The organism is Corynebacterium haematomassiliense, from assembly GCF_013978595.1.
Classification (GTDB): Bacteria; Actinomycetota; Actinomycetes; order Mycobacteriales; family Mycobacteriaceae; genus Corynebacterium; species Corynebacterium lehmanniae.
Map to the genome: position 1 here is coordinate 70,635 of NZ_JACDTZ010000001.1, position 17,366 is coordinate 88,000.

The following is a 17,366-nucleotide window of genomic DNA, read 5'->3' on the forward strand; positions in this document are numbered from 1 at the left end:
AGGGGCACGCAGTGACTTCAGCGACCACAGCAGTCACACCAGCAGCAAGCACAGAGCAACAACCCGCGGAAAAAGAACGCAACACCGGCAAGATCATCGCGTTCATCTTGGCGTTTGTGGCGCTCGGGGTGGTGATGATGCTGCCGATTGCGGGCCTGGCCATGCCGGCGAAAATCGCGCTCGGCATGCTCGCCTTCGCCGTGATCATGTGGGTCACCGAGGCGGTGTCCTACTCAGTTTCCGCCGTGATCATCGTCGGCCTCATTGCGATCTTGCTCACCTTCGCGACCGACCCCGAGACCGGCGAAGCAGTCGGCGCCTCGAAGGGCTTGAGCATCGCGATGAGCGGCTTCTCGTCGTCTGCGGTGGCGCTCGTCGGCGCGGCGCTTGCGCTGGCGACGGCGATGCAGGCCACGGGGCTGCACCGCAGGCTGGCGCTCTATGTGCTCAAGACTGCGGGCGAGAAGGTCTCCAACATCGTCATCGGCGCGATTGTCATCTCCATCATCCTGGCGTTCTTCGTCCCGTCCGCAACGGCGCGAGCAGGCGCCGTCGTGCCGATCCTCATGGGCATGGTCGCCGCGTTCGGCCTGGCCAAGGAGTCGAAGCTGGCGGCGCTTCTCGTTATTACCGCGACGCAGGCGGTGTCCATTTGGAACGTCGGCATCAAAACCGCCGCGGCGCAGAACCTGGTGGCCGTCGGCTTCATCGAGGACCAGCTGGGCCAGACCGTGTCCTGGGGCCAGTGGTTCCTGTGGGCCGCACCATGGTCAGTGCTGATGTCGATCGCGCTGTACTTCATCATGCGCCGGGCGATCAAGCCGGAGGCTGAAGCGATTGAGGGCGGGCGGGAGCTCGTCGAGAAGCAGCTTGCAGAGATGGGCCCGATGACCGGCGCCGAGAAGCGCCTCACCGCGATCGCCGTCGCGCTGCTGCTGTTCTGGGCGACCGAAGGTGTGCTGCACCCCATCAGCTCCGCCACCATCACCATCGTCGCGGTGGGCATCATGCTCACGCCCCGCATCGGCGTGATGGACTGGAAGTACGCCCAGGAACACATCAATTGGGGCACGCTCGTGGTCTTCGCCGCCGGCATCTCCCTGGGCAAGTTCCTGCTGGACACGGGCGCGGCGACCTGGCTGTCGGAGTCCACGTTTGGTGCCATCGGCCTGGCGTCCATGCCGATTCTGGCCACGATCGCGCTGGTGAGCCTGTTTAACATCCTCATCCACCTGGGCTTCGCCTCGGCGACCTCGCTGGCGTCCGCGCTGATCCCGGTCTTCATCGCGCTGGCGGCCACCCTGGACGTGCCCAATGACGGCATCGGGTTTGTCATCATTCAGCAGTTCGTCATCTGCTTCGGCTTCCTGCTGCCGGTCTCTGCGCCGCAGAACATGCTGGCCTACGGCACCGGCGCGTTCACCTCCAAGCAGTTCCTGCGCACCGGTATCCCGCTGACGATCGTGGGCTACCTGCTCATCCTGCTGCTGTCGGCAACCTACTGGAACTGGATCGGTCTGCTCTAACTACTCCACAATCAGGCCCAGGTGCAGCGCGGAAAGTTCGTGCTCGCCTGGGCCTTTCGGCAATTCAGCCAGCTCTTTGGCGGTCGCGGGCGTAATGGGAATGATCCACCCGAGCTTCGGGTCCAGCACCGGCACGGCCTCGCGCTCCACCGGCACGAAAGTGACGTCGCGCTCGCCTTCGCGCCGCAGCTGTACCGCTCCACCTGCGGCGATGCGGTCGAGCGCGGCCGCCGAGGTGGTCACAATGACCATCTTCTCCTCGGTGTCGGGGGAGAGTTTCGCGGTGTGCACCTCAAGCTTGTCGACGTCCAAAGGTTCAAACCGGTCCGGAAAATCCACCAGTGGAGTGTGGCCGAGGCCGAGGAGTTGGCGCGCGCGACTGAGAAGTCCCATGTTGGCTGAGTGTATAAGGTGGCGGTCATGGACATGATTTCGCGCGCCCGAGGAGTGCTCTACGGCCAGTGCATCGGCGACAACCTTGGCGCGCAGGTGGAGTTCTACAAGCCCGAAGACATCGCCGCCGAGTACCCGGACGGGGTGCGCGACATGCGCGACGGCGGTCACTGGGGTCTGAAAGCCGGCCAGGCGACCGACGACACCGAAATGGCCATCGAGCTCATCGACGCCCTGCGCCGTGCCGGCGGGTTCGACGAGTCGGAGGCACTGGCCGGCTACCAGCGGTGGATGGCAACCGACCCGTTCGACGCCGGCAATACGTGCCGCAGCGCGCTGGAGCGCGGCGAGAAAGACCACGGGTCTCAGGCGAACGGGGCCTTGATGCGCATCAGCCCGCTCGCGGTTGCTTACGCAGGCAAACCCGAGGAAGCGGAACGCTTCGCCCGCGCCGACGCCGAGCTCACCCACCCGAACCCCATGACGGTGGCCGCTAACGCGGTGTACGCAGGGGCGCTCGCGGATGTGCTCGGGGGTGCGGACCCGCTGGAAGCACTGCGAAACCGCCTCGACCGCGAAAACCTCGACCAGTACCGCGACGACCGCGCGATCGCCCGCGGCGACACCACAGCGACGTGGGAAACGCAGCTTCCCAACAATGGCGGGGGCTGGGTGTGCACCGCGCTCAACGCAGTCGTCTACCACGTCGCACAGGGCACCGACTTCGAGGAGGCGCTGGTGCAAACCATCGCGCTCGGCGGGGACACGGACACCAATGCCGCCATCGTGGGCGCATTTCTCGGTGGCGTGGTAGGGCAGCACGCCATCCCGCAGCGGTGGCACGACGTCATCGACGCTATCGAGCCGCCGCTGGCCCACAACCGCCCGGAGCGCTACGTCCCGCGCCCGCGCGAGTGGGCTGCGGCGCTACTTGCCGAATAACAATTTCATCGCCCCGAACTGGTGGTACGGGTTCGGCACCGCATAGCCCCTGGGTGAGACCCACACCGGCATCCCTCCAATGAAGCGCACCCGGCCGCGCTTGTTGATGTGCGCGTCATCGTCGTTCGTGCGGTTGTGGTACGGGCACAGCATGGCCAGGTTTTTCATTTTGGTTTCCCCGCCGTGCTTCCACGCGATGATGTGGTGGACTTCGCAGTGGTCCGCGGCGTGGCGGCAGTCCGGCACCAAGCACACCGGGGAGGTCGCCTTGGCCAGGATGCGCTGCTTGTTGTTCGCGCGACGCTGCCCCTGGTACAGGTTCACCGCTCCTTCCTCCGGGTGGAACAGCGCAACCTGGAGGGTGTCACCCACGAGGTACTGCAGGTACTCGGCGCCGGTGATGGTGGTGCCGTCGGTCAACCCCAGGATCGTCTCGTCGCCCTCTCCGGCGAGGATGCGGACATGGTCCTCGAGCGGCACCAGAATTAGTGGGGTGGGGGAGGCGGTGGGGACGCTGTAGCCGTCGCGAAGCAATGCGACAAAGCGCTCGAGCATTTGCGGACCGGCGGGTTTGGAGGTGTCGATGCCGCGGCGCAGCGCCGCCTCCAGGTCGGCGAGGAAGCGCTCGTCGAAGACGATCTGGAGCACCCGTTTGCCGTCGATGGACTTGGAAAACGAGATTGAATCCTTCCGCGGCTTCTTTACCGCCGGGATCAGCTCTTTCGCGGCGCGTTCGAGCGACTTGTACCGCTTCGACGCCTTGAGCAGCGCCAAGCGCAGCCGCCAGCGCGTGCCTTCGCACGTGATGGGCTTGAGGCGGCGTTCGATCATGGCCAGCTGCTCCACGGAAAAATTCCCTTCGCGGGCCCTGTTCAAGGCTTTGCGTTGCTGTTTCACGTGTTTAGTGCGGCCGAAGTAGACCTTTTCCAGCTTCTGCCAGGCGGTGGCGGTGGTCGGGCTCATGCCGATGGAAAGTGCGGTGTCGCGGTCGAAGTTTTCAAGGTGGTCGACGGTCGGGCGGTTTTGGACGAAGTGTTGGAAACTCATGCGGGCAAACCTAAACGAAAAAAGCAACCCCACAAGGCCCTGCAAACGAAATCTGTGGATAACCCGCGACAGCCCACCGAGTTATCCACAGATTTGGAAACGCTGGGAACCCGCGTACAGTTTCGCGACCACTCGCCGGTTACAGTGTCTGACATGGCAGAAAAGGGCACCTCTTACCGCGCTGAGCTGGTCATGCCGTACGGCACCGGCGACGTGGTCGTCTCCCCGCACGACTACGAATCACCTCTCGGGCGCGGTAACCGGCTCACTCGCGCCGGGTGGAAATCGGTGCTGCGCCGCATCGTCACCGACTTCGCCAACGACGCCATGGTGGACCGCGCCGCCGCGATGACGTACTACACGCTGCTGTCGGTTGCGCCGATGCTGCTAGCCTCGTATTCCATCTTCAGCCTGCTCATGCCACGCGAAGAGGACGCCCCGGACTCGCTGCTCGCCGAGCTGATCCGCTCGTACGTGCCCGCGGAGTTGCAGGAAGATGCGCTGGCGTTGGTGCTGTCGATTGTCGGGACGCCGTCGCAAAGCACGATTGCCCTCGTGGTCTCGGTGTTGATCTCGCTGCTGTCCGCATCGGGGTATGTGCGGTCGTTTTCGCGCAACGCGAACCTCATGTACGGCCGCACCGAAGGCCGCCCGATCGTGGTGACGTGGGCGACGATGTGGCTGGTCACGCTCGTGCTTGTCGTCGGCGCGGTGGTGATCATTTTGGGCGCGTTGCTTACCGACGGCATCGTCAACGCCGTCCTCGGACCCATCGCACGGCCTCTGCAGCTGGAAGACGAGCTGGAGTACCTCACCTCGATCTTCCTGCCCGTGTGGGACTACCTGCGCGGACCCGTGATCGCGGTGGTGGCGGTCGCGCTGGTCAGCGTGCTCTACCACTTCACGCCAAACGTGCGGCCGGGGCGGTTCCGCGTGCTCACGCTCGGCTCGGCGCTGGCGCTCACGGTGGCCAGCGCGCTGTGGGTCGGTTTTGGCTGGTACCTGAAGCTGGTCGGCGTGCGCAGCACCTACGGCGCGTTCGGAACGGTGCTTGCGGTGCTGGTGCTGGTGTGGACGGTCAACGTGGTGCTGCTGATGGGCGTGAAGATCGACGCCGAGGTGCTGCGCGCCAAGGAGCTGCAGGCGGGGATGGATTCGCGGCGCTGCATCCAGGCGCCGCCGCGCTCCAGCAGGGGTGCTGCGGGAAGGCTGCAAATGCGGCGGTGGACCGACCGGGTCGCCGACGAAATTTTGGACAGTTGAACACCGGCGCGTCGGTAGCGTGGTGGCATGACGTTGATTGATCCGCGCACAAAGTACCCGTCCGAGTTTCCCTCCGAGCCGCGCCAGGACAACCCCGGCCTGGATGTGAAGATGGCCACCGAGCCCGACCTGGGCCAGGAATCCTACGTGGGATCCGGCAAGCTCGAGGGCCGTCGCGCACTCATCACCGGCGGCGACTCCGGCATCGGCGCCGCTACCGCCATCGCGTTTGCCCGCGAGGGTGCGGACGTGGCCATTTCCTACCTGCCGGAGGAGCAGGAGGACGCAGACCGCATTGTGAAGCTCATCGAGGACGCCGGGCGCACGGCAGTGGCGATCCCGGGCGACCTGCAGGAGCTGGACAACTGCGTGGCCGCGGTGGAAAAGGCCGTCGAGGGCCTGGGCGGCATTGACATCCTGGTCAACAACGCCTCGCGCCAGGTGTGGAATGACGGCATCCTCAACATCTCCGACGATGACTTCGACGCCACCATGAAGACCAACATCTACTCCGCCTTCCGTGTGACCAAAGAAGCGGTCAAGTACATGGAGCCGGGGTCATCCATCATCTTTTCCACGTCTATTCAGGCCTACAGCCCGTCGAAAGAACTGCTGGACTACGCCATGACCAAGGCCGCCTTCAACAACCTGGCCAAAGGCCTGTCCGGTGAGCTGCTGCCGTCGAAGGGCATTCGCGTCAACGCGGTCGCGCCGGGGCCGATCTGGACCGTGATCCAGCCTGCCGAAGGCCAGCCCAAGGAGGTCGTGGACAACTTCGCGCAAGACTCCGACATCGGCCGCCCGGGGCAGCCCGCGGAGCTCGCCGGCGCGTACGTCTTCCTCGCGTCCGAGGCCGCGTCCTACATCTCCGGCGAGACACTCGCGGTGACCGGCGGTGCGCTAACTCCGTAGCGCTGAACACCGTTCAAAACAGCCGGTGAGCTGCTAGGGTTCTAGCTCATGCACGCCCATGAAATCGCCGACATCGACGCCGCCCATATCTGGCACCCCTACGCGGAACCGGGGCAGTTCACTTACCCCGTCGACAGTGCCGCAGGCGCGCGCATCACGCTTCACGACGGCCGCGTGCTCATCGACGCCATGTCCTCCTGGTGGGCCGCGATCCACGGCCACTCCAACCCGCGCCTGGTCGCGGCGGCCGAGGCGCAGATTGCCAAGATGAGCCACGTCATGTTCGGCGGGCTCACCCACGAGCCGGCGGCGACGCTGACGAAACGCCTTCTCGACCTCACTGGCGGGGTGTTTTCCCAGGTGTTCTTCTCCGACTCCGGCTCCGTGTCGGTGGAAGTGGCGATGAAGATGGCCCTGCAATACGCCATCGGGCTGGGGCATCCGGAGCGCACCACCTTCCTCACCTGGCGCTCCGGCTACCACGGCGACACGTTCGCCACCATGAGCGTGTGCGACCCGGATGGCGGAATGCATTCGATGTGGGGCGACGCGCTGAAACCGCAGGTCTTCGCGCCGGCACCGCCGGTGCGCGGGGCGTCCGCCGCCGACCGCGATGCCTACCTCGAACAGTTCGCGCGCCTGATCACGCCGGAGATCGCCGGCGTGATCGTCGAGCCGGTGGTCCAGGGAGCAGGCGGCATGCGCTTCCACGACCCCGAACTGCTTTCAGGGCTACGCACACTTTGCGACGCCTCCGGCATCCCCCTCATCGCCGACGAAATCGCTACCGGGTTCGGCCGCACCGGCCAACTGTTCACCACCCTGGACAACGGCGTGGTGCCCGACATCATGTGCGTGGGCAAGGCGATGACCGGCGGGTTCATGACACTTGCGGCCACCCTCGCCACCGAGAAGATCGCATCCGGGATGCAGCCGCGCGCGCTCATGCACGGCCCGACGTTCATGGCGAACCCGCTCGCGTGCGCGGTCGCGGCCGAGTCCGTCGCAATGGTGGCGGAGGGGCAGTGGCGCGACCAGGTCGCCCGGATCGAAGCCGGCCTCGAGCGCGGCCTGCGCCCGCTGGCGGATCTCCCGGGCGTGGCGGACGTGCGCGTGCTCGGGGCTATCGGCGTGGTCGAGCTCGAGCACGACGCGCCCATGCGCGAGACCACCGAGGCCGCGATGGCCGAGGGAGTGTGGATCCGGCCGTTCGGCCGGCTGATCTACACCATGCCGCCCTACATCTGCACAGACGAAGACATCGCCCAGATCTGCCGGGGTATCACGGCAGCAGTCAAGGAGGCCACCAAATGATCATCGCCATCACCGGCACCAACACCGACGTAGGCAAGACGGTGGCCACCGCCGCCATCGCCGCCGTGCTCAAGCGCCGCGGCGTCGACGTCGTGGCCGCCAAACCCATCCAGACGGGGGAGGCACCGGGGCAGGGGGATGCGGCAGCCGTCGAGAAGCTTGCTGGCGTTGCGACGTTTGAGCGGTGGCGCTACCCGGAGCCACTCGCGCCGAACCTCGCCGCGCGGCGGGCGGGGATCCAAACCCCGAGCCTGGACGAGGTCGCCGAATGGGTCCGCAGCCTCGATGCCCCGGGGCGCGTGGTTCTGGTGGAAGGCGCAGGCGGGCTGTTGGTGCGGCTCGCGGACGACTACACGCTCGCCGACATCGCCAAAACCGCAGGGGCCCCGCTGGGGGTGGTGACCTCGCTGGGCCTGGGCAGCCTGAACCTCGCCGAGCTGACCTGCGTCCAAGCCCGCGCCATGGGCCTGGAGGTGCTGGGGCTGATCGGCGGCAGCATGCCGGACAACCCGGACCTGCCCACGCGCCTGAACGTCGAAGAGCTGCCGGAAGTCACCGGCGCCGAGTACTGGGGCCACCTGCCGGAAGGCTGCGGGCGCCTCAGCACGGACGAATTTGCGGAGATCGCCTGGGACGCGATCGGGGAGGCCGTGCGCGTAGGCTCGCGTGCATGATTGACGCCCGCGACACCGCCCTCATCTTCGAGGGCGGAGGCACCCGCAACTCGTACACCGCCCCTGTGGTGGAAAAGCTCATCGCGGAGGAGGTCCAGGTCGGTTGGGTCGGCGGCATTTCCGCCGGTTCGGTGCACGCGTTGAACTTCGCCTCCCGCGACACGTGGCGCTCTGAGAACGCGTTCACGGAGTTCGTGGGCAACCCCAAATTCGGCGGCTGGCGCTCTGTGGTGCGGGGCAAGGGCCTGATCAACGGCGAGTGGGCGTACGAGCAATCCGAGGACGTCCTGCCGTTCGACTTCGACGCGTTTGCCCGGACCACCGAGGAGATCCACGTTGAGGCGGTGCGCGCCGACACGGGGGAGACGGTGGCGTTCAACCGCGAGGACCTGCGCACCTTGGAGGACGTCGCCCTTGCCGCGCGGACCTCGTCGACGCTGCCGATCCTGATGAAGATGCGCGAGATCGACGGCGTGCCCTACGTCGACGGCGCGCTCGGCACGTCGGGCGGTTTGCTCATCGACGCCGCCCGCGCCGCCGGCTTCACCCGTTTTCTCGCGGTGCTCACCCGCCCGCGCGATTACGTCAAGGGGCCGCAGAAACGTGAGCGCGCCGTGCGCCGCATCCTGCGCAACACGCCGAAAGTCGCCGACGCGATGGTGGCTCGGCCGGGCATCTACAACGCCGCGAAGCAATCGCTTATCGACGAAGCTGCCGCCGGCAACGCCTACCTCTTCTTCCCCGACGAGATGGGGGTCGAATCCACCGAGCTCGACGCGGAGAAACTGCGGGCGAACTACGCGGCCGGCCAGGCCCAGGTTGAGCGCGATTGGCCTGCGATGCGCGAGTTCCTCACCGCGAAGCGCTAGTCCGCGATGAGCGGCTCGATGGTCAGCTCCGGGTGCTCCTTCTCGACGAACGCGAGCTTCCACTTGTCGCCGAACAGGGCGATGAGCTCGCCGTCGGTGCGGGTGAAGATCTCCACGCCGCGCTGACGCCCCAGCTCCGGCGCGGAGTCGGCGTCGGTGCGGCGCGCTACGGAGTAGGGGATCGGCTCGGTGACGGTATCGACGTTGTACTCGTTTTCCATGCGCGCCTGCATGACCTCGAACTGCATCGGGCCGACGGCGGCCATGACGGGGGCGGCGTCGCCGCGGGCGTCGTTGCGCAGGATCTGCACCACGCCCTCGGCGTCGAGCTGGTCCAGCGCTTTACGGAACTGCTTGTACTTGCCCAGCGACTTCGCGCGCAGCGTGCGGAAGTGCTCCGGCGCGAACTGCGGCATCGGCGGGAACTGGACCTTCTTGCCAGCGTAGATCGTGTCGCCGGGCGCCAGCGCGCCGGCGTTGACTAGGCCGATGATGTCGCCGGGGTACGCCGTCTCCACGGTGTCGCGGTTGCGGCCGAACACGGTCAGCGCGTACTTCGTGGAGAAGCTGCGCCCGGACTGCGCGTGCGTGACCTGCATGCCGCGGTCGAACTCGCCGGAGACCACGCGCATGAACGCCAGGGTGTCGCGGTGGTTTTTGTCCATGCCGGCCTGGACTTTGAACACCACGCCGGAGAAGTCGTCGCCGACCTCGCGCTGCTCGTCCATCGCGGCGGTGGAGGCCTCGACGGCCTTCGGGTCGGATGCGCGGCCCTCGGGTGCCGGGGCGATGGCGCACAGCGTGTCCAGGATCTGGTGCACGCCGAAGTTCAGCATCGCGGAGGCGAAGATGATCGGCGAGGTGATGCACTGCTCGAAGAGCTGCTGGTCGTGCACGGCGCCGTCCTCAAGCAGAAGCGACGCCTCCTCGAGGGCGGTCTCCCACACGTCGCCCTCTTTCGCCAAGGCTTCGTCGGGGGAGTAGTGCTCCTCCGGGGCGATGGTGGAGCCGCCGGCGGTGCGCGTGAAATGAATGTACTCGTCGATGGAGCCTGCGACATCGACGTGCGCGAGCCCGCGGAAATCGCCCGCCTCGCCCACCGGCCAGTACAGCGGAGTCGGCTGCAGGTCGATCTCGGAGACGATCTCGTCGACAAGCTCAAGCGGCTCGCGGCCCACGCGGTCCCACTTGTTGATCACGGTGACAATCGGCAGCCCGCGGGCCTTGCACACGCGGAAGAGTTTCAGGGTTTGCGGCTCGAGGCCCTTGGCTGCGTCGATAAGCATCACTGCGGCATCGACGGCGGAAAGCACGCGGTAGGTGTCCTCGGAAAAGTCCGCGTGGCCCGGGGTGTCCACCAGGTTGACCACGTACGGCTCGCCCTCGTGGCCGTCGGGTGCGTACTCGAACTGCAGCGCCGAGGACGCGACCGAGATGCCGCGGTCTTTTTCCATCTCCATCCAGTCCGACACGGTGGACTTGCGGTTGCCCTTGCCGTGCACCGCTCCGGCCTCCGAAATCACGTGCGCGTGCAGCGCCAGCGCCTCCGTGATCGTCGACTTACCGGCGTCCGGGTGGGCGATGACGGCGAACGTGCGGCGGCGCGCGGCCTCGGAAACGGTACTCATAAGCAGCTAGCTTATCGACGCACCTCCGGCCAAGTACAGTCGTGCCCATGACAACAATCGGAGTGTTTCTTGGATCTGTACGCTCTGGCCGCATCGGCGAGCACATCGGTGCCTGGGTGATGGACGCCGCCGCCGAGCGCGACGCGGACTACCGCCTGCTCGACCTGGCCGATTTCGACGTGCCGCACCTGGTTGCGGAGGTCGTGCCTGGTGCGGCGAACAAGCAGTACGACGACCCTGCCGTCACCGCCTGGTCCGAGGCGGTGGACGCCTGCGACGGGTTCGTCTTTGTCACCCCGGAGTACAACCACTCCATCCCGGGCACGATGAAAAACGCCTTTGACTCACTGTTCGGAGAGTGGGCGGGCAAGCCGGTGGCGTTTGTGAGCTACGGCGGCGACGGCGGCGTGCGCGCGGTGGAGCACTGGCGCCAGATTGTGGCGAACCTGTCCATGCGCGGCATCCGCAACCAGGTCGCGCTGGACATTTTTGGCGAGGACGTTGAAGACGGCGAGCTCGCCCCGCGCGAGGACAAGCAGGCGGCGCTGACGCGCGCGCTGGATGACCTGGAGGCCGAGCTGGGCTAGTCCGTGAGCGGGAGCTCGAACTTCAGGCCGCTGCACTCGATGCGCGCGGTGTGCGAGCCGTTCCACTCGGGGGACAACCCGACCTCTTCGAGCGCGTCGACGACAGCCTGGCCGATCTCCGCGTCGGATTCGTCGCCGGGGTTGTCCATGGAGCTGAAGCCGAAGTAGAGCTCGCCGGTATGGATGACGTTGTCCACGTCCTGCATGGTGCAGTAGGCGTAGCCTTTATGCCCGTCTTCGCGGGCGACGTCGGCGCCGTCTTCAGCGGCCTCGCCCATGTCGTAGCCCTCGTCGAAGGAGAAGGCGAGGTCGCGCTTGGCCAGGGCGTCGCGCAGCGCTTCGATGCGCTTGGCGTCCTCGGAGGCTTCGGGGACTACGCGGGCGTATTCGTCCCGGACCTCTTCGAAGACGGACACGGGGACCCCGTCGTCTTCGAGTCCGGCGGTGATCATGTCTGCGCTCCAGCCGTGGCAGAGCTGGAGGCAGATTTCGCTGGTGGTTTCGTCGGGTTCGTAAAGGCCTTCTGCGGGTGGGTATTTGCTGTCGAACATGGCATGGCGTGTCATGCCCCACAACCTACCGTGTTGCGTGGATCACGTTCTGTGCTTTGGCTAGGCCTTCGCTGACAATCAACTGCACGGCCTTTGCGGCGAGCGCGACCTGGCCGGAGATGTCGCCGTCGATGGGGGAGAGCACCCAGTCCGGTACCGCCATGCCCTGCGGCGGGCGCCCGATGCCCATGCGCACGCGCAGGTAGTCGCGGGTGCCCAGGTGCTCAGTGATGGATTTCAGCCCGTTGTGGCCGTTTTCGTTACCGCCGAGCTTTACGCGCACTTTCCCGGCGGGCAGGTCCAGCTCGTCGTGCACCACGATGATGCGCTCCGGCGTAACCCCCAGCTCCTTCGCCAGCGGGCCGACGGCCTCGCCGGTGGTGTTCATGTACGTCGTCGAACGCGCGTAGGCCACCCCATCGCGCACCTGTACCAGCGCCTTGATCCCCGGCACCGGCGCGAGTTCGCCGGCCAACTCGTCGACCGCCATATACCCCACGTTGTGCCTGGTGGCGGTGTATTTCGCGCCCGGGTTGCCCAGTCCCACCACGAGCCACTGCGCCTCCAACTGGGGGGTGCGTCTGCGCCTGAAGAATCCGAACATGACGCATACTCTAGCCATGGAGTTTCCACGCGTGATCGCAGCACCCATGGCCGGCGGGCCGTCCACGCCCGCGCTCGTCAACGCGGTGAGCTTCGGCTTCATCGCGCTCGGCACTTGCACCGTCGCCCAGGCCCGCGAGTGGCTCGCCACGTGCGAGCCGCCGTTCGGCGCCAACCTTTTCGTGCCGCAGCGAGAGCCAAAGCTTGACGACGTCCTCACGGTCGCCCGCCGCCTCCACAAAGAAGTCCCGGAAGTTTCGTCCGACTACGCGGAGAAGTTCGCGCTCGTACTCGATGCTGCGCCGGCGGTGGTCTCGTCCACGTTCGGCTGCTTCACCGAAGACGAGATCGCCAAGCTGCACGCCGCGGGCTCGGAGGCGTGGGCGACGGTGACCAACCCCGCCGAGATCGCCGAGGCTAAGCGCCGCGGCGTCGACGGCGTGATCGTCCAGGGCCCGCGCGCCGGCGGCCACCGTGCAACCTGGGACCAGCACGAGGACCCGGACCAGCGGACGTTGGAGGAACTGCTCGCGCTGGCGGACGGTCCTTTGATCGCGGCGGGAGGGGTGCGGGGACCGGAGGACGTCGCAAAGCTTGGCGTCCCTGTCGCCTGCGGCACCGCATTTCTGCTCGCGGACGAGGCCGGCACCAGCGTGCGCAACCGCGAACTGCTGCGCACGGACGCGCCCGCGGTGGTCTCGCGCGCGTTTTCCGGGCGGTGGGCGAGCGGGGTGGAAACCGCGTTCACCCGCGAGCACCCGGACCTGCCGCCGACCTACCCGTACCTGCGCCCCATGACGAAGGGCAACGACTACTGCCTCGTCGGCGCGGACCGCGGCGAGCTCATTACCGCGCCGGCGCGTGAAATCGAGCGGATGCTAACGCCCTAGCTGGCCGGGGCGATGTTAGGGGCATGAAACTTTCCAAGATTGCCATCGCCACCGCAACCACCGGCGCCCTCGCGATGGGCGCGCTCGCCCCAGCCGCCCCCGCAACTCCTGTTTCACACGATGTCGCGTACAGCGGCAGCGCTTGGGGGCTCTACAGCTTCCTCATGACCAACATCATGAACGGGCTCGATCAGATCAACGGCGGCGCGGACAAGCACCCGACCGAGAAGTTCGGTGGGGTCATGCTCAGCGCGTTGCCGCTGGCTATCCTGCTGCTCCCGCTGCAAATGATCGCCGAGGCAGAGGTCCGCCTGCTGGACCAGCTCGGCCGCTAATACACCCGCGTGGTGTTCTCGATCGCGCCCAGGCCTTCGATCTCCACGCGCACCGTGTCGCCGTTAGCGAGGTAGCGCTTCGGGTTGCGGGCGTGTCCCACGCCGGCGGGGGTGCCGGTGGCGATGACGTCGCCCGGCTCGAGCGGGTAGAGGTGCGAGATGAACTCCACCAGCTTCGCCGGCGTGAACACGAGGTCGTCGGTGGGGGCGTGCTGCATCACTTCGCCGTTGACGGTGGTGGTAATCGCAGGCCCCGGCTGCCACTCGGTGTCTAGCCACGGGCCGAAGCCCGCGGTCTTCTCCAGCGACTTGCCCTGGTGCCACTGCTGCGTGCGCTTTTGAAAGTGACGCTGGGTGTAGTCGTTGATCACCGAGTATCCCGCGATGTGCTCGGCGCCGTTGGTTGCGTGGCGGGCGCGGGTGCCGACGATCACCGCGAGCTCGCCCTCAAAATCCAGGGTGTCGGCGTTGAAGCTGGGCACCTCGGCGTCGTCGTGGGCGCCGATGAGCGCCTCCGGGTACTTGATAAACAAAGTCGGCACGTCCGGCTGCTCGTGTCCCATCTCCGCGATGTGCTTGGCGTAGTTCAGTCCCACGCAGATGATCTTGCCGGGGCGCGGGATCACCGGCGCGAGGTCGCCCGGGGTGAAGGTGATCTCCTTGCCTTCCTCGAAGGTGTCGTCGCGCAAAAGCTTTCCGACGTCCTCCGCGCCCAACGTCACCGCCCTTCCCTCGCCGATAACGCGGGCGGCGGTGGTGGTGTCTCCGGTCCTGATCGTGGCAAGCTTCATGCGCGCTAGCCTATCGCGCGCAGGATTGCGTCCGCCGCGTCCGCCGACGCGATAGCCAAGTCCACCTGCTCCTTCGCGCTGAATGGTTTGAGCACGTAATCCGCCGGGGCCATCCGTCCGGGCGGGCGGCCGATGCCCACCGCCACCTTGTTGTATGGCTTGCCGCCGAGGGATTTCGTGATGGATTTCAGCCCGTTGTGCCCGTGGTCGCCGCCGCCGAGGCGCAGCTTCACCTCGCCGAGCTCCAGATCCAGCTCGTCGTGCACCACGTACAGGTCCTCCGGCTGCACGCTGAAGTAATCCATCAGCGCTTTGATTGGCCCGCCGGAGACGTTCATGAAGGCGCGGGTGCGTGCGAGGACCGCATGGTCGTCGTCAAGCAAACGCCCCTTCGCAAGCTCGGCGATCTCCGTGTTCGTGCGCTTGTGCACCGCAAGCTGCGCCGGCATGGGCGTGGCGCGGCCGAGCAGCTCCTCCACGACGAAGATGCCCGCGTTGTGCCGCGTGGCCGCGTACTGCGGGCCAGGGTTGCCGAGGCCGACGATCAAGATAGTCACGGCCACGAGGGTACAGATGCATATAACTTGGGAATTGAGTTGTGGGAAGCTGTGAGTGGTCGTATTTTTGTCTTGACGTTTTATCTCGGCCACCACGAAGGGCGCAACCATGCGTACACCCAGAAAAATGCTCACAATCGCGCTGTGCGCGGGACTTATCTCGGCGGGAGCGCCCGTCGCCAACGCGGCGATTGAACAACGTCCCAACGGCTTCAGCGTGACCAACCCGGTATCGGACACGGGCGGCATCGTCTCCGCATTTTTCGAACCGGGAGCCTGGTCCAACTACACATACCTTCACCCGGCCTCCGGCGTGCAGCGGCTGAGCCCGGACCTGTACTTCCTGGCCAGCATGAATAGGCAGGTCAGCTTCGACTCAGGCACCACCACCAAGTCCAAGCGCGGCGACACGATGGTGTTTGTTACCCGAGACAACCAGGCCGGCGCGGAGGTCACGCGCGAGATCACGGTCCGCGGCAACGCCGTCGACGTCGCGGTAGCCATGAAGAACACCGGCAGCTCTCCGGCGTGGGCGAACCTGGACATCATCCACCAGATCCGGAACTGGCCGGAAGAGCTTGGCGCGCGAACGGATGGCTCCGGTGCCATCACCGTCGCCCCAGCTAGCGGTCAGGGCTACGAGGTCACCGCCGAATTCCACGGTGCGCAACGCACCTCAGCCGCAGCAACGGTCGGCGATTTCGTCGCCGGTACGGATGCCACCACGAATGCCCCTGTTCAGGGCGGCGAATGGAACAACACCCGGCTCGCCCCAGGAGATACCCTCCGCGCCGCAGCCACATTCACCACCCGCATGCTCCCCGGAGCGCTGGACCGCGACGGTGACGGCTTGCTCGACGAATGGGAGACGCGCGGCTACCCGCTCCGCGACGGCACCGTGCTGCCGTTGAACCGCTGGGGCGCGGACCCGGACCGCAAAGACGTATTCCTGCAGCTGAACTGGATGAAGTCCGAGTGGGAAGACAAAGGATGCGACCGGGCGAACCGGTATGCGGCGTCAGGTCCCGAGCTGGAGAAGTTCCTCCACTGCTCTGAGCTGAACACCAACTCGTACCGTCCTACCATCGCGACGCTGACGAAACTGGAGGACCTGTTCGCCGACCACGACATCGCCCTGCACATTGACGCAGGTGAGCTGTACAAAAGCGCGGACATGATCGGCTACAGCGAAACTCACGGCGGCAAGACCGAGTCTTACAGGGAAGGGTTCTTCAACGATGGAGAGAACCGTGGCCTAGCGTTGCAGGATCTCCGCGATGAGCTGCTTGGGGACCGCGCAGGTGTGTTCTACGCCGGCCTCATCGGCGACAAGAAGGCGGAAGGAGAGCGGTCCTCCGGCGAAGGTCTGGTCAAGGACGGCGCGTTCTTCGTAGCGAAGGGCGCCGGGCTGAACTCCCAGGACCTGTTGGGTAAGACCATCCTGCACGAGTTCGGCCACAATCTGGGATTGAGCCACTACGGCATCAACGGTCGCCCGGCCGGTGTGGCGGACAATCAGTTCCTGCCGAACTACAGGTCCTCGATGAATTACCTCTACCAGTTCCGCGAGTTCAACTTCTCTGAAGGTGAGTCCCGCAACGCAGATTCGATTACTGACATCTGCCGCCCGTTCTTCTGTTTCCTGGGTGACTACTCTGTTCCCGCCGACTGGGAGAGCTTGGATTTCCGCGGCGCCAACAAGGGCGTCAACGTCGCGCGCCGTTACGTGGAGGATTCCGAGGTGCAAGCGCCGGAGCCGAAGGTCCACAACCACGACGAGACGGTGCGGGAGCTGGCAATCGCCGCAGCTGACAAAAACGAAGGCAAGGCGGGATTCGAGCTATCTACCACCGATGACAGCGGCATTGTGACTCTGCGAAATGACAACGTGCTGCACGGCAAGCTGACCAACCTCGGCCTGGACGCCGCCAAGTTCACCGTGACAACGCGATTTGAAAACGGCGGCAGCGACACGCAGACCATCGTTGCACCGGGCGTGCTCAAGGAAGGCTCGGCCACGGATGTGCGGATCCCCGTGCCCAACGCCGCCGCGCTTCGCGGCCCGAAGACCCGCGTCGCGGTGGAGATCCGGAACGACAAACGTGAGTTGGTCTACTCCGAGTACTTCGATGTGTCGGTGCTCGACTACACCAAGGCCGAGGCTGATAAGGCGTTGAAGGAACTGGAGAAGTCCAACGCTTCCAAGAAGACGAAAGACAAGGCTCGCGCTCGCTTGAGCGTCGCAGCAACCCCGAAGCCAAGCGTGACGACGAGCTCCGCCCAGCCCGCCCCAACCCAAAAACCGACCCCCTCCGCCGTGCCTGCACCGCAGAAGCAGAACGGCAATGCGAAGAGCGAGTCCGGCAGTTCCACCGGCGGCATCCTCGCGATCATCTTGGCGGTGCTCGGCCTGCTCGGCGCCGGCGCCTACGCCGTGACCCAGGGCTACGTCCAGATCCCGGGCCTGAACTTCTAGCGAGAAAA

Annotated in this window: 18 protein-coding genes; 11 read left to right on the forward strand and 7 right to left on the reverse strand. The window is 66.0% G+C overall.

Going from position 1 to position 17,366, the window contains the following annotated elements; all coding sequences use genetic code 11:
* Positions 1-11 precede the first annotated feature (11 nt).
* Positions 12-1,526, forward strand: coding sequence for a DASS family sodium-coupled anion symporter (locus H0193_RS00365; RefSeq protein ID WP_181888061.1), 1,515 nt, complete (start codon positions 12-14; stop codon positions 1,524-1,526).
* On the opposite strand, the gene H0193_RS00370 is transcribed toward H0193_RS00365, so the two are convergent.
* Positions 1,527-1,919 carry a hypothetical protein gene (locus H0193_RS00370; RefSeq protein ID WP_181888062.1) on the reverse strand — a complete coding sequence of 131 codons (393 nt, stop codon included), beginning with the start codon at positions 1,917-1,919 and terminating at the stop codon, positions 1,527-1,529.
* Between the two features lie 27 nt (positions 1,920-1,946).
* Between H0193_RS00370 and H0193_RS00375 the strand changes: the two genes are divergently transcribed.
* A complete protein-coding gene (locus tag H0193_RS00375; RefSeq protein WP_181888063.1) occupies positions 1,947-2,861 on the forward strand; it encodes an ADP-ribosylglycohydrolase family protein in 915 nt (304 codons plus the stop codon).
* Here the strand turns inward: H0193_RS00375 and H0193_RS00380 are convergent.
* Positions 2,847-3,908, reverse strand: a complete 1,062-nt coding sequence (locus H0193_RS00380) for an HNH endonuclease signature motif containing protein (RefSeq protein ID WP_181888064.1) — start codon at positions 3,906-3,908, stop codon at positions 2,847-2,849. The genes H0193_RS00375 and H0193_RS00380 overlap by 15 nt on opposite strands.
* A gap of 153 nt (positions 3,909-4,061) precedes the next feature.
* Between H0193_RS00380 and H0193_RS00385 the strand changes: the two genes are divergently transcribed.
* Genes H0193_RS00385 through H0193_RS00405 form a run of 5 tightly spaced genes read left to right on the forward strand, consistent with a single transcriptional unit; the run spans position 4,062 to position 8,940 of the window.
* Positions 4,062-5,171: a YihY/virulence factor BrkB family protein gene (locus H0193_RS00385; protein ID WP_181888065.1), complete on the forward strand. Its 1,110-nt coding sequence runs from the start codon at positions 4,062-4,064 to the stop codon at positions 5,169-5,171.
* Positions 5,172-5,198: 27 nt separating this feature from the next.
* A complete protein-coding gene (locus tag H0193_RS00390) occupies positions 5,199-6,083 on the forward strand; it encodes an SDR family oxidoreductase (RefSeq protein ID WP_181888066.1) in 885 nt (294 codons plus the stop codon).
* Between the two features lie 48 nt (positions 6,084-6,131).
* Positions 6,132-7,397 (forward strand): adenosylmethionine--8-amino-7-oxononanoate transaminase, encoded by a 1,266-nt coding sequence (locus H0193_RS00395; RefSeq protein ID WP_181888067.1) that lies wholly within the window; start codon positions 6,132-6,134, stop codon positions 7,395-7,397.
* Positions 7,394-8,071 carry a dethiobiotin synthase gene (gene bioD / locus H0193_RS00400; protein ID WP_181888068.1) on the forward strand — a complete coding sequence of 226 codons (678 nt, stop codon included), beginning with the start codon at positions 7,394-7,396 and terminating at the stop codon, positions 8,069-8,071. Before H0193_RS00395 ends, bioD begins: the two co-directional genes overlap by 4 nt.
* Entirely contained in the window at positions 8,068-8,940 is an 873-nt protein-coding gene (locus tag H0193_RS00405; RefSeq protein WP_181888069.1) for a patatin-like phospholipase family protein, read from the forward strand. Before bioD ends, H0193_RS00405 begins: the two co-directional genes overlap by 4 nt.
* Here H0193_RS00405 and H0193_RS00410 read toward each other — a convergent pair.
* Positions 8,937-10,568 (reverse strand): peptide chain release factor 3, encoded by a 1,632-nt coding sequence (locus H0193_RS00410; RefSeq protein ID WP_181888070.1) that lies wholly within the window; start codon positions 10,566-10,568, stop codon positions 8,937-8,939. The genes H0193_RS00405 and H0193_RS00410 overlap by 4 nt on opposite strands.
* Positions 10,569-10,615: 47 nt before the next feature.
* Between H0193_RS00410 and H0193_RS00415 the strand changes: the two genes are divergently transcribed.
* Entirely contained in the window at positions 10,616-11,155 is a 540-nt protein-coding gene (locus H0193_RS00415; protein WP_181888071.1) for an NADPH-dependent FMN reductase, read from the forward strand.
* Here H0193_RS00415 and H0193_RS00420 read toward each other — a convergent pair.
* Complete coding sequence (locus H0193_RS00420) at positions 11,152-11,721, reverse strand: DUF6891 domain-containing protein (RefSeq protein ID WP_181888072.1); 570 nt, start codon at positions 11,719-11,721, stop codon at positions 11,152-11,154. The genes H0193_RS00415 and H0193_RS00420 overlap by 4 nt on opposite strands.
* Positions 11,722-11,731: 10 nt before the next feature.
* Positions 11,732-12,310 (reverse strand): aminoacyl-tRNA hydrolase, encoded by a 579-nt coding sequence (pth, locus tag H0193_RS00425; protein ID WP_181888073.1) that lies wholly within the window; start codon positions 12,308-12,310, stop codon positions 11,732-11,734.
* Here pth (H0193_RS00425) and H0193_RS00430 point away from each other — a divergent pair.
* Both H0193_RS00430 and H0193_RS00435 read left to right on the forward strand, forming a co-directional pair.
* The gene (locus tag H0193_RS00430) at positions 12,309-13,199 is read left to right on the forward strand and encodes an NAD(P)H-dependent flavin oxidoreductase (protein WP_236883384.1); all 891 of its coding nucleotides are present in this window, start codon (positions 12,309-12,311) and stop codon (positions 13,197-13,199) included. The genes pth (H0193_RS00425) and H0193_RS00430 overlap by 2 nt on opposite strands.
* A 23-nt stretch (positions 13,200-13,222) precedes the next feature.
* Positions 13,223-13,534, forward strand: a complete 312-nt coding sequence (locus tag H0193_RS00435) for a hypothetical protein (protein ID WP_181888074.1) — start codon at positions 13,223-13,225, stop codon at positions 13,532-13,534.
* On the opposite strand, the gene H0193_RS00440 is transcribed toward H0193_RS00435, so the two are convergent.
* Together H0193_RS00440 and pth (H0193_RS00445) are read right to left on the reverse strand one after the other, a co-directional pair.
* On the reverse strand, positions 13,531-14,325 hold the full coding sequence (locus tag H0193_RS00440; protein ID WP_181888075.1) for a fumarylacetoacetate hydrolase family protein: 795 nt from the start codon (positions 14,323-14,325) through the stop codon (positions 13,531-13,533). The genes H0193_RS00435 and H0193_RS00440 overlap by 4 nt on opposite strands.
* A 5-nt stretch (positions 14,326-14,330) precedes the next feature.
* Positions 14,331-14,888 (reverse strand): aminoacyl-tRNA hydrolase, encoded by a 558-nt coding sequence (gene pth / locus H0193_RS00445; protein ID WP_392398475.1) that lies wholly within the window; start codon positions 14,886-14,888, stop codon positions 14,331-14,333.
* A 121-nt stretch (positions 14,889-15,009) separates the two neighbouring features.
* Here pth (H0193_RS00445) and H0193_RS00450 point away from each other — a divergent pair, with 121 nt between their 5' ends.
* A complete protein-coding gene (locus H0193_RS00450) occupies positions 15,010-17,358 on the forward strand; it encodes a hypothetical protein (protein WP_181888077.1) in 2,349 nt (782 codons plus the stop codon).
* Positions 17,359-17,366 lie beyond the last annotated feature (8 nt).

Coding starts and splice junctions, on each gene's coding strand:
- H0193_RS00370 (WP_181888062.1), bottom strand. CDS start 1,919: ATGGGACTTCTCAGTCGCGCGCGCCAACTCCTCGGCCTCGGCCACACT.
- H0193_RS00375 (WP_181888063.1), top strand. CDS start 1,947: ATGGACATGATTTCGCGCGCCCGAGGAGTGCTCTACGGCCAGTGCATC.
- H0193_RS00380 (WP_181888064.1), bottom strand. CDS start 3,908: ATGAGTTTCCAACACTTCGTCCAAAACCGCCCGACCGTCGACCACCTT.
- H0193_RS00385 (WP_181888065.1), top strand. CDS start 4,062: ATGGCAGAAAAGGGCACCTCTTACCGCGCTGAGCTGGTCATGCCGTAC.
- H0193_RS00390 (WP_181888066.1), top strand. CDS start 5,199: ATGACGTTGATTGATCCGCGCACAAAGTACCCGTCCGAGTTTCCCTCC.
- H0193_RS00395 (WP_181888067.1), top strand. CDS start 6,132: ATGCACGCCCATGAAATCGCCGACATCGACGCCGCCCATATCTGGCAC.
- bioD (WP_181888068.1), top strand. CDS start 7,394: ATGATCATCGCCATCACCGGCACCAACACCGACGTAGGCAAGACGGTG.
- H0193_RS00405 (WP_181888069.1), top strand. CDS start 8,068: ATGATTGACGCCCGCGACACCGCCCTCATCTTCGAGGGCGGAGGCACC.
- H0193_RS00410 (WP_181888070.1), bottom strand. CDS start 10,568: ATGAGTACCGTTTCCGAGGCCGCGCGCCGCCGCACGTTCGCCGTCATC.
- H0193_RS00415 (WP_181888071.1), top strand. CDS start 10,616: ATGACAACAATCGGAGTGTTTCTTGGATCTGTACGCTCTGGCCGCATC.
- H0193_RS00420 (WP_181888072.1), bottom strand. CDS start 11,721: ATGACACGCCATGCCATGTTCGACAGCAAATACCCACCCGCAGAAGGC.
- H0193_RS00430 (WP_236883384.1), top strand. CDS start 12,309: ATGACGCATACTCTAGCCATGGAGTTTCCACGCGTGATCGCAGCACCC.
- pth (WP_181888073.1), bottom strand. CDS start 12,310: ATGTTCGGATTCTTCAGGCGCAGACGCACCCCCCAGTTGGAGGCGCAG.
- H0193_RS00435 (WP_181888074.1), top strand. CDS start 13,223: ATGAAACTTTCCAAGATTGCCATCGCCACCGCAACCACCGGCGCCCTC.
- H0193_RS00440 (WP_181888075.1), bottom strand. CDS start 14,325: ATGAAGCTTGCCACGATCAGGACCGGAGACACCACCACCGCCGCCCGC.
- H0193_RS00450 (WP_181888077.1), top strand. CDS start 15,010: ATGCTCACAATCGCGCTGTGCGCGGGACTTATCTCGGCGGGAGCGCCC.